At 62.8% G+C, this 15,907-nt stretch carries 16 protein-coding genes and 1 riboswitch; of the genes, 15 read left to right on the forward strand and 1 reads right to left on the reverse strand.

Annotated elements, in window-relative coordinates; genetic code table 11:
- Positions 1-88: 88 nt before the first annotated feature.
- The gene (locus Q0O40_RS06450) at positions 89-265 is read right to left on the reverse strand and encodes a (2Fe-2S)-binding protein (RefSeq protein WP_295527687.1); all 177 of its coding nucleotides are present in this window, start codon (positions 263-265) and stop codon (positions 89-91) included.
- A gap of 157 nt (positions 266-422) precedes the next feature.
- Positions 423-533: riboswitch (SAM-I-IV-variant riboswitch) on the forward strand.
- Between the two features lie 74 nt (positions 534-607).
- Between Q0O40_RS06450 and metA the strand changes: the two genes are divergently transcribed.
- The 15 genes from metA (at position 608) to Q0O40_RS06525 (ending at position 15,578) form a co-directional block, all read left to right on the forward strand.
- Complete coding sequence (metA, locus tag Q0O40_RS06455; protein WP_295527688.1) at positions 608-1,516, forward strand: homoserine O-succinyltransferase; 909 nt, start codon at positions 608-610, stop codon at positions 1,514-1,516.
- A 146-nt stretch (positions 1,517-1,662) separates the two neighbouring features.
- Positions 1,663-1,866: a 50S ribosomal protein L35 gene (gene rpmI, locus Q0O40_RS06460; RefSeq protein WP_295527689.1), complete on the forward strand. Its 204-nt coding sequence runs from the start codon at positions 1,663-1,665 to the stop codon at positions 1,864-1,866.
- Between the two features lie 13 nt (positions 1,867-1,879).
- The gene (gene rplT, locus Q0O40_RS06465) at positions 1,880-2,239 is read left to right on the forward strand and encodes a 50S ribosomal protein L20 (RefSeq protein WP_295527690.1); all 360 of its coding nucleotides are present in this window, start codon (positions 1,880-1,882) and stop codon (positions 2,237-2,239) included.
- A gap of 201 nt (positions 2,240-2,440) precedes the next feature.
- Positions 2,441-3,142 carry an AraC family transcriptional regulator gene (locus Q0O40_RS06470; RefSeq protein ID WP_295527691.1) on the forward strand — a complete coding sequence of 234 codons (702 nt, stop codon included), beginning with the start codon at positions 2,441-2,443 and terminating at the stop codon, positions 3,140-3,142.
- 248 nt (positions 3,143-3,390) lie between these two features.
- Entirely contained in the window at positions 3,391-4,491 is a 1,101-nt protein-coding gene (gene pheS / locus Q0O40_RS06475) for a phenylalanine--tRNA ligase subunit alpha (RefSeq protein ID WP_295527692.1), read from the forward strand.
- Positions 4,488-6,899 (forward strand): phenylalanine--tRNA ligase subunit beta, encoded by a 2,412-nt coding sequence (gene pheT, locus Q0O40_RS06480; RefSeq protein ID WP_295527693.1) that lies wholly within the window; start codon positions 4,488-4,490, stop codon positions 6,897-6,899. The genes pheS and pheT overlap by 4 nt, the downstream gene beginning before the upstream one ends.
- Positions 6,900-6,945: 46 nt before the next feature.
- Positions 6,946-8,907: a S9 family peptidase gene (locus tag Q0O40_RS06485; RefSeq protein WP_295527694.1), complete on the forward strand. Its 1,962-nt coding sequence runs from the start codon at positions 6,946-6,948 to the stop codon at positions 8,905-8,907.
- Positions 8,908-8,919: 12 nt separating this feature from the next.
- Positions 8,920-9,816, forward strand: a complete 897-nt coding sequence (locus Q0O40_RS06490; protein WP_295527695.1) for an aldose 1-epimerase family protein — start codon at positions 8,920-8,922, stop codon at positions 9,814-9,816.
- Positions 9,817-9,905: 89 nt separating this feature from the next.
- A complete protein-coding gene (locus Q0O40_RS06495; protein WP_295527696.1) occupies positions 9,906-10,229 on the forward strand; it encodes a hypothetical protein in 324 nt (107 codons plus the stop codon).
- Between the two features lie 198 nt (positions 10,230-10,427).
- Positions 10,428-11,963 (forward strand): peptide chain release factor 3, encoded by a 1,536-nt coding sequence (locus Q0O40_RS06500; protein ID WP_295527697.1) that lies wholly within the window; start codon positions 10,428-10,430, stop codon positions 11,961-11,963.
- 5 nt (positions 11,964-11,968) lie between these two features.
- Entirely contained in the window at positions 11,969-12,244 is a 276-nt protein-coding gene (locus tag Q0O40_RS06505; RefSeq protein ID WP_295527698.1) for a hypothetical protein, read from the forward strand.
- Positions 12,210-12,620 (forward strand): hypothetical protein, encoded by a 411-nt coding sequence (locus Q0O40_RS06510; protein ID WP_295527699.1) that lies wholly within the window; start codon positions 12,210-12,212, stop codon positions 12,618-12,620. The genes Q0O40_RS06505 and Q0O40_RS06510 overlap by 35 nt, the downstream gene beginning before the upstream one ends.
- Before the next feature lie 52 nt (positions 12,621-12,672).
- Positions 12,673-13,542, forward strand: a complete 870-nt coding sequence (locus Q0O40_RS06515; protein ID WP_295527701.1) for an alpha/beta hydrolase — start codon at positions 12,673-12,675, stop codon at positions 13,540-13,542.
- A 234-nt stretch (positions 13,543-13,776) separates the two neighbouring features.
- A complete protein-coding gene (locus tag Q0O40_RS06520) occupies positions 13,777-14,115 on the forward strand; it encodes a P-II family nitrogen regulator (protein WP_295527703.1) in 339 nt (112 codons plus the stop codon).
- A 53-nt stretch (positions 14,116-14,168) separates the two neighbouring features.
- Positions 14,169-15,578, forward strand: coding sequence for an ammonium transporter (locus Q0O40_RS06525; RefSeq protein WP_295527713.1), 1,410 nt, complete (start codon positions 14,169-14,171; stop codon positions 15,576-15,578).
- The last annotated feature ends 329 nt before the right edge of the window (positions 15,579-15,907 follow it).

The following is a 15,907-nucleotide window of genomic DNA, read 5'->3' on the forward strand; positions in this document are numbered from 1 at the left end:
CGTTAATACCTGGAGTATGGATTGTCGCGCGGCAGGCTGCAAGAGCAAGCCGCGTCGCATCAGCAGGCTTTAGGGCAGACCTGGCAGATCAGGCCGCCATGAAGCTGCGCTCGGTCGCCACGATTTGCTGCGCCGCGCTGAGGCATTGGCGGCAGCGGGGCTGATGGCCCAGCCTTTGGTAAAGCGCCTCGGCATCCCCGTTCTGGCGGCGCGCGGCGCTGCGCAAGTCGCTTTCGCGGATGGCATTGCAAATGCAGATGTACATAAGCGGCAGCTTTCTTGGCGTCGTGATTCTTGAGTAATGCGAAGCAGTCGCATTAGCAAGCCTTTTGATGCACACAGTCCCTTCGCCGCATGAACACGGGCCCATCACCGGCCCATCACCGCCTTATTGCAATCCGGGCAACCTGCCGCTAAACAATGTTCAGCATCAAGAGCTGGGGACGACACCCCGGCGCCAACCTGCCGTATCCGGGCAAGGTGGCACCTTCGGCAGAAGGGATGCGGCCGGTCCGGCAACCAAACGGAACAAGGCCTGCATTCCTGTTTGCCGAACGCGGCGTCCGATCCTGGCTTAGCCTAACGGCCAAGATCAGAGGAAAATCACGTGCCAATCAGGATTGCCGACAGTCTCCCCGCCCGCCGCACGCTCGAAGCCGAAGGCGTGATCGTAATGAGCGAAACCGAAGCCGCGCGGCAGGATATTCGCCCACTACACATCGCGCTGCTCAATCTGATGCCTGACAAGATCACCACCGAGACGCAGATCTCGCGGCTGCTCGGCGCGACGCCGCTGCAGATCGAACTCTCGCTCGTGCGCATTTCGGATCATGTAAGCAAGACTACCTCGGCGGGACACCTCGCCGAGTTCTATGCGCCGTGGCAAGACGTGCAGGATCAGAGATATGACGGGCTGATCATCACCGGCGCGCCGGTCGAGCAGATCGGCTTTGAGGACGTCACGTACTGGAACGAGCTGCGCCGCATCCTTGATTGGTCGCAAAGCCATGTCCACCGTACGTTCACGCTGTGTTGGGGCGCGATGGCGGCCTTGCAGCATTTTCATGGCGTGCCCAAGCATGCGCTTGCTGAAAAGGCGAGCGGGGTGTTCGCGCATGACAACCTTGCGCCGGCCAGCCCGTGGATGCGCGGCCTGCCCGATGTGTTCGATGTGCCGGTCTCGCGCTGGAGCGAGGTGCGCGCGGCCGACCTGCCCGATGGGCGCGGTCTCGCCGTCCTTGCGCAAAGCGGCGAGAGCGGCGTGTGCCTGATCGATGATCCCGCCCACCGCGCGGTGCACATGCTCAATCATCTGGAATATGACACGCTGACCCTCGCGCACGAATATGCCCGCGATGCCGCGAGTTATCTGCCGCGACATTATTTCCCCGATGACGACCCCGCCGCCGTCCCGCGCAACACCTGGCGCGGCGCGGGCCACTTGCTGTTCGCTAACTGGATCAACGAGACCTATCAGACCACCTCGTTCGATCGCGATGCCATTTGCCAACGGTGACTCTGCTTGCCTTTTGCGCGGCCCATCCCTAAAAGGCGCAGCTTCAACCGACGCGGACGGGTTTCCTGAACGGAGATTCGACAAAACCGGCCTGGCCAGTAGGGCTGCCACGGCTGGTTCGACGCTTCGAACACAAGGAGACGAAAATGCCCAAACTCAAGACGAAGAGCGGCGTTAAAAAACGCTTCAAGCTCACTGCGTCAGGCAAAGTGAAGCACGGCGTCGCCGGTAAGCGTCACCGCCTGATGAGCCATAATGCGAAGTACATTCGCCAGAACCGCGGCATGGATGTCATTTCCGATGCCGACGCGAAGGTCATCAAAAAATGGGCGCCCTACGGGCTGAGCTAAGGAGCGCTAGACTATGAGCCGTGTCAAAAGGGGTGTAACCACCCACGCCAAACATAAGCGGATCCTCGATCAGGCCAAGGGCTATCGGGGCCGCCGCAAGAACACCATCCGCGTCGCGCGTCAGGCTGTTGAGAAGGCAGGCCAATATGCGTACCGCGACCGCAAGGTCAAAAAGCGGGATTTCCGGGGCCTGTGGATCCAGCGGATCAACGCCGCTGTTCGCGCCGAAGGTTTGACCTATTCGCAGTTCATCCATGGCACCAAGCTGGCCGGCATCGAGCTGGACCGCAAGGCGATGGCCGATCTGGCGATGAATGAAGCCGTTATCTTCAGCGCGATCATTGCCCAGGCGAAAGCTGCGTTGCCCGCCTGATCAGGCGGCAATGCATGGGTTCTGTAATTGAACAAGGCGGGCGCTGGTCGAAAGGCCGGCGCCCGCTTCGCATCGGGCGGCGGCGGCCTGTGTCCAATTGGGACAGTGCAACGAATGAGCGCTTGTGCCTTCTTGCGTAAATTGCAATATGTTTTCAGGGGCAAAAAGGGTGCCTAAGAAAATATAAGCGGAGAGCGCGCAATGGCGGAAGGCACGCAGGTTCAGGTGCGATTCTATCAGCCGCCAGAGCCGCTGCGGCGCTACTTCACGACTTTCTACATGACCGAGATCAACGCCGGGCCAGATGGCGCGGTGACCGATTATTTGCACCCCGAATGGGCCAATCTGCGGGTGTTCGACGGTGCATTGCCCGAAACCCGGCTGCTGGGCGGGGCGCCTGTTCGTGGCCTGAACGCCATCGTCACCGGGCCGACCACGTCCTCGGTCAAGTTCACCATCGGCAGCGCCCGGATCTGGGGCATCGGGCTGCTGCCGCTGGGTTGGGCCAAGTTCGTGGGCGCTCCTGCGGCGCGCTTTGCCGATCGGCTGTGCGATCCGGCCGGCGAGCCCGATCTGGCCGTGTTCAAACCCCTGATCGAGACCCTGTTTGCTGGGGCTGCCGACGAACAGGGCGAACTGGCGCGCATCATAGCGTTCTTCGAACGGCGAGCGCAGGACGAGACGCCCGATGAAGCGCGGATTGTGGCGGTTCACCTCGCGTTGATCGATCCTGCGGTCTCTACAGTGACCGAAATGGCGGAGGCCACCGGGCTGCCCGGCTATACCGTCGAGCGGCTATGCCGGCGGCATTTCGGCTTTCCGCCCAGCTTGCTGCTACGGCGCCAGCGCTTCATGCGCAGCTTGTCGCAGTTCATGCTCGATCCGGTGTTGACCTGGAGATAGGCGATTGACAGCAAATATTACGATCAGGCCCAGTTCGTCCGCGATTTCCACCGCTTCATGGGGATGTGTCCGCGCGAGTATGCCGCGCTTGCGCACCCGGTGCTCAGCGGGGTGATGAAAGCGCGACTCGCCGCAGCAGGAACCCCGGTTCAGACCATGCATGTGCCGGCGCAGAAGGCTGGCACCACGCAATTTGCTTAAAGGCACACGCTTGGATTCGCGCGCAATAGGCGCTAGCGCGCGCCGCTATGGAACAGTTTGAACAACAGCAGGCGCAAACGCTTGCCCAAGTCGCAGCAGCGGCAGACCTCGATACGCTGGAGGCGATCCGTGTCGCCGCGCTGGGCAAGCAGGGCTGGGTCTCGGCCTTGCTCAAAAGCCTTGGCGGGATGAGCCCCGAAGCGCGCACCAGCGAAGGTCCGCGCATTCAGGCGGCGCGCGAGGCGGTAAGCGGTGCGCTGGCCGCGCGTAAGGCCGCGCTCGAAAGCGCCGCGCTCGAAGCAAAGCTCGCCAACGAAACGGTCGACCTGTCGCTGCCCGCGCCGCGGTTGCCGCGCGGTTCGGTCCACCCGGTCAGCCAAGTCATGGATGAATTGGCCGAAATTTTCGCTGACATGGGCTTTGCCGTCGCCACGGGCCCGGAAATCGAGGATGACTGGCACAACTTCACCGCGCTCAACATGCCCGAAACGCACCCGGCGCGCGCGATGCACGATACGTTTTACTTCCCGGACAAGGATGCAGCAGGCCGCGCGATGCTGCTGCGCACTCACACCTCGCCGGTGCAGATCCGGTCGATGCTGGCAGAGGGCGCGCCGCTGCGGATCATTGCCCCGGGCCGGGTCTATCGCAGCGACAGCGACGCCACCCACACTCCGATGTTTCACCAGATCGAAGGGCTGGTGATCGACAAAGGCATCCATATCGGCCACCTCAAATGGACGCTTGAGACGTTCCTCAAGGCGTTTTTCGAGCGCGACGATATCGTCCTGCGCCTGCGGCCGAGCTATTTTCCCTTCACCGAGCCATCGATCGAGGTCGATGTCGGCTATACGCTGGTGAACGGCAAACGGGTGATCGGCGGCGGCGGCGATGTGGCGGGCGGCGGCTGGATGGAAGTCTTGGGCAGCGGCATGGTCAATCGCAAAGTGATCGCGTTCGGCGGGCTCGATCCAGATGAATGGCAGGGCTTTGCCTTTGGCACCGGGGTGGACCGCCTCGCCATGCTCAAATACGGGATGGACGATCTGCGCGCCTTCTTCGATGGCGATGCACGCTGGCTGGAGCATTATGGCTTCGGCGCGCTCGATGTGCCGACCCTCTCCGGCGGTGTGGGAGCACGCGCATGAAGTTCTCGCTCTCCTGGCTCAAAGAGCATCTTGATACCGATGCGGGCGCCGATGCCATCGCGCAGAAATTGACTTCGCTGGGCCTCGAGATCGAGGGCGTCGAGGATGCCTCGGCAGCGCTGGCGGCGTTCCGCATCGCGCGCGTGCTGAGCGCGGAGAAGCACCCGCAGGCGGATAAGCTGCAAGTGCTGTCGGTCGATCTGGGTGATGGAGCGCCGCTGCAAGTGGTCTGCGGCGCGCCCAATGCCCGTGCCGGGATGATCGGCGTGCTGGGCGTGCCCGGCGCGATCGTGCCTGCCAATGGCATGGAGCTGCGCAAGTCGGCGATCCGGGGCGTCGAGTCGAACGGCATGATGTGCTCTACGCGCGAGCTTGGCCTCGGCGAAGAGCATGATGGCATCATCGAATTGCCGGAAAGTGCGCCAGTGGGCAGCAGGTTCGCCGATTATCTGGGATCAGACCCGGTGTTCGACGTGGCGATCACGCCCAATCGGCCTGACTGCATGGGGGTTTTTGGCATCGCGCGCGATCTGGCGGCGGCGGGTCTGGGTACGTTGAAGCCGATTGCAGTGCAGCCCCACGGCGGCGATTTCGCGTGTCCAGTCGAAATCCGCACCGACGATCCGCTCGGCTGCCCGGCATTTTATGGCCGGGTCATTCGCGGCGTTGCCAATGGCCCGAGCCCGAAGTGGCTGCAGGACCGGCTGAAAAGCGCTGGCCAACGCTCGATTTCGGCGCTGGTTGATATCACCAACTACGTCATGCTGGGCTATGGCCGCCCGGCGCATGCTTATGATCTCGCCAAGCTCACCGGTGCGGTTGTCGCCCGGCGCGCAGTAGCGGGGGAGAGCGTCACCGCGCTCAACGGCAAGACATTTGTCCTCGCCGCAGACATGACCGTGATCGCCGACGAGGCCGGGGTCCACGATGTCGCCGGGATCATGGGCGGCGAGCATTCGGGCTGCTCCGATGAGACCACCGATGTCCTGCTCGAAGTCGCCTACTTCGATCCGCCGGGCATTGCGCGCACAGGTCAAGCGCTGGCGCTGACATCGGACGCGCGCACGCGCTTTGAGCGCGGGGTCGATCCGGCGTTTCTGGATACCGGGCTGGACCTTCTGACCGCGCTGATCCTTGATCTCTGCGGCGGCTCCGCCAGCGCAGTGGTGCGCGCTGGAGACGCCGGATTTGCGCCGAAAGTCGTGACTTACGACCCGGCGCTCGCCGCGCGCCTCGGCGGCATTGATCTGGCCCATGCCGAGCAGCAGCGCATCCTTGCCGCGCTTGGCTTTGCCATCGGCGGCGCAGGCCCAGTCTGGCAAGTGACCGTGCCCAGCTGGCGCGGCGATATCGATGGCGCGCCCGATCTGGTCGAAGAAGTGATCCGCATCCACGGACTTGATCAAGTGCCCTCGACCCCGCTGCCGCGCGCGGATGGGGTGGCCAAGCCGACCGCGACCCCGGTGCAGGCGCTGGAGCGCCGCGTGCGCCGGGCGGCAGCCGCACGCGGGCTGCACGAGGCGGTGACTTGGTCGTTCCTGCCCGAAGCGCAGGCCGCGCATTTCGCCGATGGCCAATTCGTGTGGACGTTGGCGAATCCCATTTCGGAAGACCTCAAGGTGATGCGCCCCTCGCTGCTGCCAGGCCTGCTGAGCGCGGCGCAGCGCAATCTGGATCGTGGCGCGACGTCGGCCCGCGTGTTCGAAATCGGCCGCCGCTATGCCCGCGCCGAGGACGGATCGAGCGATGAGCGGCTGAGCATTGCTGCAGTGCTGGCAGGTGAACAGAGCCCGCGCGGCTGGGACGCCAAAGCCAATGGCGGCAAAGCGCGCGCGTTCGATGCCTTCGATGCCAAGGCCGAGGCGCTGGCACTGCTCGCCGAAGCAGGCGCACCGGTGGAAAATCTTCAGGTCATGGGCGAGGCTGGCGCACAGTTTCACCCCGGCCAGTCCGCCACCCTGCGGCTGGGGCCCAAGACCGTGCTGGCACGCTTCGGCATGCTCCATCCGGCCACGGCCAAGGCGTTCGGCCTCGACGGGCCGGTCGCGGTGGTAGAGCTGTTTCTCGATCGCATTCCGGCAAAGAAGGGCGCCGCAACGTTTGCCCGCAGCCATTTCGCGCCGCCGCCCTTGCAGGCGGTCACCCGCGATTTCGCCTTTCTTGTTGCGGCCGATCTGGCGGCGGGCGATCTGCTGCGCAGCGTGCGCGGGGCGGACAAGACGAATATCGTCGCAGCCTGTGTGTTCGATGATTTCCGTGGCACCGGCGTGCCCGATGGGCACAAGTCGCTGGCCATCGAGGTCACGTTGCAGCCCACCGAAAAGAGCTACGACGAGACGGCGCTCAAAGCGATTGCCGAGCGGATCGTCGCCGCGGCGGCCAAGCTGGGCGCGGTGCTGCGGAGCTGATACAAGCAAGGCTGGGCCTAGGGCCAGAGCAATCGGGGGCACACCAATGCTGGGGATGATTCGACGTCTGGGCCTCGCCTGTATCAGCGCATTCCTGGTGGTCAGCGGATCCAACCCGGCGCGCGCAGCCGAACCAGTGCCGCTGGCGACATTTGGCCACTTGCCGGGGTTTGAGCGCGCAGCTATTTCACCGACCGGCGACCGGATCGCGGTTGTCGGGACGGTGGATGGCGTGCGCCGCCTTATCGTGCTCGATCAGGCAGAGAAGCCGCTGTTGGCTTTGCCGCTGGGCGAAGCGAAGGTACGCGGGGTATATTGGGCCGGAGACGACCGCGTACTCGTCTACAAATCGGACACATCCAATCTTGGCGTCAACTTCACTGCCGATAAAGTAGAACTTTTTTCTATGATTGTGGTGCCAATCAATGGCGAAAAAATGTGGGCGGTATTTGAGCACAATAAGCTGATCACTGGCGGGGTTCGCCGATTTTTGGGTATTCAGGAGCGGGCAGGCCGTTTTTATGGGTATTTTGGCGGCATCACCCTTGATGGCGATTTCCGGTCGGCGCCGTATTTGAGAAACACCAAGCCGGTCCTGTACGAGGTCGATTTGCAGGATCAAAAGACCACGGAAATAGCGCCGCGAAGCGAGGACCAGATCTTTCGGGACTGGGTCTTGGCTGCAAACGGTGCGGTGAGCGCTACGCTCGATTTCGATTCGCGAAGCGGCAGCTGGAACGTGAAAAACGGCACCGGGCAAAGAATCGCCGAGGGCACCAATCCGCTCGGCAAGGTTGATTTGGTCGGGCTCGGCGCGACTGCAGGGACCGCGATCCTGTCCGAAACCGATGCCGAAGGTGGCAGGCACTGGTTCGAAATCCCCTTGGCCGGAGGTGAGCGCAAGGAAATTCTGCCTGACGCTGCGCTGAACGATGTCTACTTCGATCCCGTCACCAACCAGCTCATCGGCTATAAGATCGAAGGGGATGTCCCGGCCTACAGCTTCTTCGATCCCTACCGGCAGAAGGTTGCTGCGGCGATCGTCAAGGCCTTCCCGGAGTTTCAGGCGCATCTCCAAGGCTGGAACGACCGCTTCGATCACTTGCTGGTCATGACTGAAGGTGTTGGCGATGCGCAGACCTGGTGGATGATCGACATCAAGGGCCGCAATTCGCGCGAGATCGGCCATTCCTATCCGATCAAGGCCGCCGATGTCGGGCCGATGCGCATGGTCAAGTATACGGCCGGCGACGGAACCGAAATCGCAGGCGTGCTGACGCTGCCGCCAGCGCGCAAGGCCGCCAAACTGCCGGTCGTGATCTTGCCCCATGGCGGTCCCGGCGCGCGCGACTATCCCGGCTTCGATTGGTGGGCACAGGCGCTGGCCTCGCGCGGCTATGCGGTGCTGCAGCCCAATTTCAGAGGCTCGACCGGCTATAGCGCTGCCTTCCGCCGCGCGGGCTACGGCCAGTGGGGCCGCAAGATGCAAAGCGATGTCTCCGATGGGCTTGCCTGGCTCGTGGCGCAGGGCATCGCCGATCCCAAGCGCGCGTGCATCATGGGGGCGAGCTATGGAGGCTATGCGGCGCTTGCCGGGGTGACGCTGCAACAAGGCCTCTATCGCTGCGCTGTGGCCGTGGCGGGTGTGAGCGACGTGGCCAAATTGGCCAGCACCGACATTCAGGAATCAGGAAATAACGACACGCTGAAGCGCGCGCTCAAGGAAGAACTCGGCGAACGCAAAGACTTGCGCCCGATTTCGCCAATCAACTTCGCCGCGAAAGCCGATGCGCCGATTTTGCTGATCCACGGAAAGGACGACACCGTTGTCGCTTACGCGCAGAGCACCGCCATGGCGGCGGCGCTGCGCACGTCTGGTAAGCCGGTCGAACTGGTGACCTTGCCGGGCGAGGATCATTGGCTCTCGCGCGGCGAGACGCGGCTGGCGATGCTGGAGGCCGCGGTTCGCTTTATCGTGGTCAACAATCCGCCCGATCCCGCGCCATGATGCGCGGCTGATATGAGCGACTTGCTGACCATCAGTTCGGGCGCACTCACCGCCCAGATCAATCCGTTGGGCGCGGAATTGTGGTCGCTCGCCGACCGCCAAGGCCGCGAGTACATGACCGATGCCGATCCGGCGTTCTGGGCTGGCCATGCGCCGCTGCTGTTTCCGGTGGTGGGGTCGCTGACGGAAGACAAGCTGCGGCTGGACGGCGAAGAGTATCCGCTCGCGCGCCACGGCTTTGCGCGGCGCTCGCGCTTTGCGGTGACCGAGCAGGGCGAGAGCTTCGTCCGGTTCCGTCTGACCGACAGCGCCGAGACGCGTGCGGTCTATCCCTTCGTTTTCGCGCTGGACATGGCGTTTTGCCTAGATGGCAGCACGCTGGCGATGGAGGCGAAGGTCTTCAACCCGGGCGACGCGCCGCTGCCGTTCAGCTTTGGCTATCACCCGGCGTTCGCCTGGCCGCTTCCCGGTGGGGCAGAGAAGTCCGCGCACAAACTGGTTTTCGCCGAGCCCGAACCGCAGGATGTGCGCCGCGTGGGCAAAGCCGATGGCCTTCTGCAGCCCGAAGGTGAGCCAACGCCGGTGCAGGGCCGCGAGCTGGCCCTGTCGGAAAGCCTCTTCACCGCCGATGCGCTGATCTGGACCGACCTTGCCAGCCGCGCGCTGTCCTATGGCGCGGACGGCGGCGCATGGCTCGATATCGCGTTCCCGGATACGCCGATGCTGGGCCTGTGGCAGGTGCCCGGCGCGCGCTATATCTGCATTGAGCCATGGGCGGGCCACGCTGACCCGGCGGGCTTCGCAGGCGATTTCCGCGACAAGCCGGGGGTGATGGAGCTTGGGGCAGGGCAGCGTCGCTGCTTCAGGATTGATGTGACGGTGCGGGAGGACGCTTCGTGCATTTATTAGAACGTCCCCGTGGTTCCGGAATTTGCGTCCCCTATCTCCGCATTGTTGGCGCAGCGCTGCTGACCGCGCTCACCTCATGCGAACCTGTTGTGAATGGCATCCCGCGCGCGTGCTACGCCATTGACGAGGCGGCTTATCGCGCCGCGATCGCATCGGGCGCGGCGTCGGGAACCGGAACCGTCAACGAGGCCGGCGTCGCATCTCTCTCCGCATCGGGGACCAAGCATTGCGGACGTTATCGCGGGCTCGGTCCAAAACCGTGTATTCGCCCGGTCGACTTTGTCATCAAGTACACGGTTGCGGACGGGAGCATCCGCTTCGTGCGCGTCCCCGCCGGTGTTGCCCACCGTTTCAATGTAAATGCGCGTCCCACGCCGTGCGAATTGATCATCGACGATGGCGCGAAAAGCTGACTGGATTGTCAGGCCGGTCTGGGCGCGGCATGTGATACCCTGATGGCGCGAGCGATCCATTCCTTGCCAGCCCCCCCTTCGGCAGGCTCAGGCGTGCGGGCGATCCCCATGCCCGTTTGAGTCTCGCCAAACCGGGCAGGATCTTGCCTGCCGCGCCCTCGCTGGATTTGCCCCCCCATCTGGGCTAGGCGCTCTTTCATGACCTCCAACCGCCGCACCTTTGCAATCATCTCGCACCCCGACGCGGGCAAGACCACCTTGACCGAGAAGCTGCTCTTGCAGGGCGGGGCGATCCATCTGGCGGGCGAGGTCAAGGCGCGCGGGCAGGCGCGGCGGGCGCGGTCTGACTGGATGAAGATCGAGCAGCAGCGCGGGATTTCGGTCACTTCGTCGGTGATGACCTTCCAGAAAGACGGCGTGGTGTTCAATCTGCTCGATACACCGGGCCACGAAGACTTTTCGGAAGACACTTACCGCACGCTGACCGCGGTGGATTCCGCGATCATGGTGATCGATGCGGCCAAGGGCATCGAGCCGCAGACACGCAAGCTGTTCGAAGTGTGCCGGATGCGTTCGGTGCCGATCATCACTTTCGTCAACAAGGTGGACCGCGAAGGGCGCAGCGTTTTCGAAACGCTGGACGAAGTGGCCGATGCGCTGGCGCTCGATGTATGCCCGATGTCGTGGCCGGTGGGCATGGGCGGGGTGTTCGAAGGGGTGCTCAACTTTGCCGACAACACCATCGCGCGGCCCGAGGGCGACAGCCGCGAGTTTCTGGGCAAGCGCGATCCTGTCAGCAGCAACGGCGGCAATCTGCCGCCCGAAGTGGTCGATGAAATCGAGCTCGCGCAGGCAGGCTATCCCGAGTTCGATCTTGAGGCCTATCGCCATGGCGACCTGACGCCGGTCTATTTCGGATCGGCGCTCAAAGGGTTTGGGGTGGCCGAGCTGATCGACGCGATTGCGCGCTATGCGCCGCCGCCGCGCCCGCAGCCGAGCAATGGGGGCACGATCGAGACTGACTATCCCGAAGTGACCGGCTTTGTGTTCAAGGTTCAGGCCAATATGGACCCGATGCACCGCGACCGTATCGCGTTCATGCGGATGGTTTCGGGCACGTTCAAGCGGGGGATGAAGCTGGTGCCGTCCGGCCTTGGCAAGGCGATTGCGGTGCATTCGCCGATTCTGTTTTTCGCGCAGGACCGCGAGATCGCGGATTCAGCGGAAGCAGGGGATATCATCGGCATTCCCAATCACGGCACCTTGCGCGTGGGCGATACGCTTTCTGAAAAGAACGAGGTGCGCTTCACCGGCCTGCCCAATTTCGCGCCGGAAATCCTGCGCCGGGTGCAATTGAAAGACCCGACCAAGACCAAGCAATTGCGCAAGGCGCTCGATGATCTCTCCGAAGAGGGGGTGATCCAGGTGTTTTATCCCGAGATCGGCGGGCAGTGGATCGTGGGCGTGGTCGGCCAGTTGCAGCTCGATGTGCTGATCAGCCGGCTGGAGGCCGAGTATAAAGTGGCCGCAGCGCTCGAAATGTCGCCATTTGACACCGCGCGCTGGATCAAAGGGAGCGATGCGGCGGTCAAGGGCTTTGCCGATTTCAACATGTCGAACCTGGCCAAGGACCGCGACGGCGATCCGGTGTTCATGGCGCGCTCGTCGTGGGATGTGGGCTATCAGCAAGAGCGCAATCCCGAGCTGGTGTTTTCGGCGACCAAGGAGCGGTGAGCGCGATGCGGATCGCAGTGACGGGCAGCAATGGCAAGCTGGGCAAGGCGGCAGTGGCGGCCTTGCGCAAGGGCGGGCACCGGGTCACGGGCTTTGACATCGCCGCCTCGACCTATGGCGACGACACTGTGCGGATGGATGGCGCGGATTTCGGCGCGATTATCGCCGCGCTTTGCGCCGATCGACGAGACGCAACCGCTGCTGCCCAACTGGTCTCATGCGCTGGCCAAGCTGCTGGGCGAGACGATGGCCGAGCAGTTCGTGCGCTGGCATCCGGCTAGGACCATTATTTCGCTGCGGTTTTCAAACGCCTATGCCGGGGCCGATTATGGCGCAGAGCCCGCGATCCAGGCCGATCCCGCCAACCGCAAGTGGAACCTGTGGAGCTATATCGATGCTGAGGATGTAGCGCAGGCTTGCTGCTGCGCGCTCGAAGCGCCGCTGACGGGCCACGAAGCGTTCATCATCGCAGCGGCAGACAATGTGGCGGGGCAGCCTTCGCGCAATCTGATGGCGGCGCACTTTTCCGGGGTGCCGCTGGCGGAAACCCTCGTCGGCGAGGCCTCGCTGCTTTCCAGCGCGCGGGCGGGGGAGCGGATCGGGTTCAGTCCAAAATTCTCTTGGCGCAACCGGGTTCTCAGCGCAGCGAGCGGTTAAAACCTGCAAGCCGGTTCTTGCGCGTTGTTCGCTTCTGCGGCAGATAGCGCGTATGAACTTGCTTGGTCCTACCTCCAACACCCTGATCTCCCAGCGGCTGCGGCTGCATTATGTCGATTGGGGCCATGCGGAAAAGCCGCCGCTGCTGCTCATCCATGGCGGACGCGATCATTGCCGCAGCTGGGATTGGACCGCCGAGGCGCTGCGCGACGATTGGCGCATCATCGCGCTCGACCACCGCGGGCATGGCGATAGCGACTGGGCATCGGACGGCAATTACCGGACGATGGATATGGTCTACGATGTGGCGCAACTGGTGCACCAGCTCGGCCTTGCGCCGGTGACGATCGTCTCGCACTCTTGGGGCGCGAATGTGGCGCTGCGCTATGCCGGGCTGTTTCCCGAGGATGTGCGCAAGCTGGTGGCGATCGAGGGCATCTTTCCCACCCCGGAATGGGAGATGCGGATGAAGGATGTGCCCTTTGCCCGCCGGGTGCGCGACTATATCGGCGAAAAGCGCAAGGCGGCGGGACGTTTGCCGCGCCGCTATCCAACGCTGCAAGATGCCTATGCCCGCATGAAGGCGGAAAATCCTTATCTCACCGATGAGCAGGCGCGCCATCTCACCACGCACGGGATCAACCGCAACGAGGACGGATCGTTCACCTGGAAATTCGATCCCTACGTCCATATCGATCACCCCTATGATATCTCGACCGAGCGCAAGCATGAGCTGTGGGAGGCGATCAATTGCCCGACCCTGCTGCTGAACGGCGCTGACTCCTGGGCAGGAAGCCCCGAAGAAGACGGCCGCATCAAGCATTTCCGCAATGGCACGGCGATGGAGTTCGCAAATGCGGGCCACTGGCTGCACCACGACCAGTTCGAGCGGTTCATCGCGGTGCTCCGTGATTTTCTGTGAGGCGGGCAAAGTATCGGTTCGAACGTTGACCCCCGTCACCAGGATGCCTCAAAAATAGGCAGGATGGCGCAGGTGCCCAAGAATCGGGCGCGTAAATGCTTCGGTTTCAGACCTTGATGATACCTAAACGGATGAATCCGGCGCATTACGGATCTGGTAACATTTGGCACATGATTTGCTCTGTCATCCTTGCTGGCGGGCCATTCGGCGCGCAGGCCACAAAAGGGGGCATGCATGAAATTCATCATTGCCATCATCAAGCCATTCAAGCTCGATGAAGTGCGCGAAGCGCTGTCGAGCCTGGGTGTCGCCGGGATGACGGTTTCGGAAGTGAAGGGCTTCGGTCGGCAAAAGGGCCAGACCGAAATCTATCGCGGTGCCGAATATTCAACCAACATGCTGCCCAAAGTGAAGATCGAAATCGCGGCGAGCGACGATCTTGCCCCGCAGATCATCGAAACGATCCAGCAGATCGCCAGCACCGAAGCCATCGGCGATGGCAAGATCTTCGTGCTCGAACTTGCTTCGGCGACACGCATCCGCACTGGCGAAACCGGGGATACCGCGCTGTGACCGGCGCTTGGTCTAACGCATGCCTTAACAGGGGAACTCCTATGATCCGTAAGATGATCGGCGGTCTGGCGGGCATCGGCCTGACGCTGGGCACCGCCACGACTGCGTTCGCGCAGGCTGCCATGGTGAAAGCGCCTGATGTCGCGACGCAGGCCACGATGGTCAACAAGGGCGATACCACGTGGATGCTGGTATCCTCGGTGCTCGTGCTGATGATGAGCGTGCCCGGCCTCGCGCTGTTTTATGGCGGTCTTGTCCGCACCAAGAACATGCTTTCCGTGCTCATGCAGGTGTTCATGATCGTGTCGATCACCGGCCTGCTCTGGGCGACGTATGGTTATTCGCTGGCCTTCACCGGCGGCTCGCCGTTCATCGGCGGTTTCAGCAAAGTGATGATGGCGGGCGTCACCAGCGGAACTTACTCGGCGACGTTCTCTAACAACGTCTATATTCCCGAATTGTCCTACTTCGTGTTCCAGATGACGTTCGCCATGATCACCCCGGCGCTGTTCATCGGGGCGTTCGCAGAACGGATCAAGTTCACCCCGCTGATGGTATTCACCGTGCTGTGGTCGACCTTCGCCTATTATCCGATCGCGCACATGGTGTGGTATTGGGCAGGCCCAGACTTCCTCTCCAGCCAGCCGGGCGATTGGGGTTATCTCTACGGCAAGGGCGCGCTGGACTTTGCAGGCGGCACCGTCGTTCATATCAACGCCGGTATCGCTGGCCTCGTCGGTTGCCTCGTGATCGGTCCGCGTCTTGGCTTCGGCAAAGAAGCAACCCCGCCGCATTCGCTGGTGATGACCATGATTGGCGCCTCGCTGCTGTGGGTGGGCTGGTTCGGTTTCAACGCGGGTTCGAACCTTGAATCGAATGGCGTTGCTGCGGTTGCCTTCGTCAACACGATGTTGGCGACCTGCGCTGCGGCAGTCAGCTGGGCGGTGATCGAGCAGATCGTTCACAAGAAGCCTTCGATGCTCGGTGCAGCGTCTGGCGCGGTGGCTGGTCTGGTGGCCATCACGCCGGCGTCGGGGCTCGGCGCGCCGATGACCTCGATCGTTCTTGGCCTGATCGTCTCGCCAATCTGCTACTTCTTCGTCACCACGGTCAAAGCCAAGTTCAAGTACGATGATACGCTAGACGTCTTCGGCATCCACTGCATTGGCGGGATCACCGGCGCTCTGGCCACTGCCGTGGTCGCCGCGCCGAACCTGGGCGGGCAGGGCTACTTTGATTACACCGTATTCCCAGCGGTGGCGATCGCTCCCGAGGCCTACAGCATTTCCGGCCAGCTGATGATCCAGCTTCAGGCGGTCGGCGTGACCCTGGCGTGGTCGGGCATCGTCACCTTTGTGCTCCTGTTCGTTCTCGACAAGATCATGGGCCTGCGTCCCAGCGAGGAAGTCGAACGCGAAGGGCTCGACATCAACGAGCACGGTGAGCGCGCTTACAACTACTGATTTCTCCAGCTTGGCGGGGCTGCAGGGGGCGATCCTCTCCCTCGAACCCCTTCTACCCCGCCAGACCATGTTCCTCCTGCGAACAGACTAAGGCCGGAAGCGTGAACGCGCTTCCGGCCCTTTTTTTGTGGCTGGGACCCTGGTTAACCTTCCCATAACGCCCCTGTGCTAGTTCTGCTCCATTCCCCAGATTGCGCCGGGAAGGTTGATCGTTTGGCATTGTACAAGTCGCGAGAGATGGTGGTTCCGGCAGCGCAGCCAAGCGCCTTGCCCCAGCGCGCGCCTCAAGCTGAAGCGGCTGCCTTGTGCTATGCCTTTGAAGATATCGG

This window comes from Novosphingobium sp. Chol11, from assembly GCF_945870625.1.
Classification (GTDB): Bacteria; Pseudomonadota; Alphaproteobacteria; order Sphingomonadales; family Sphingomonadaceae; genus Novosphingobium.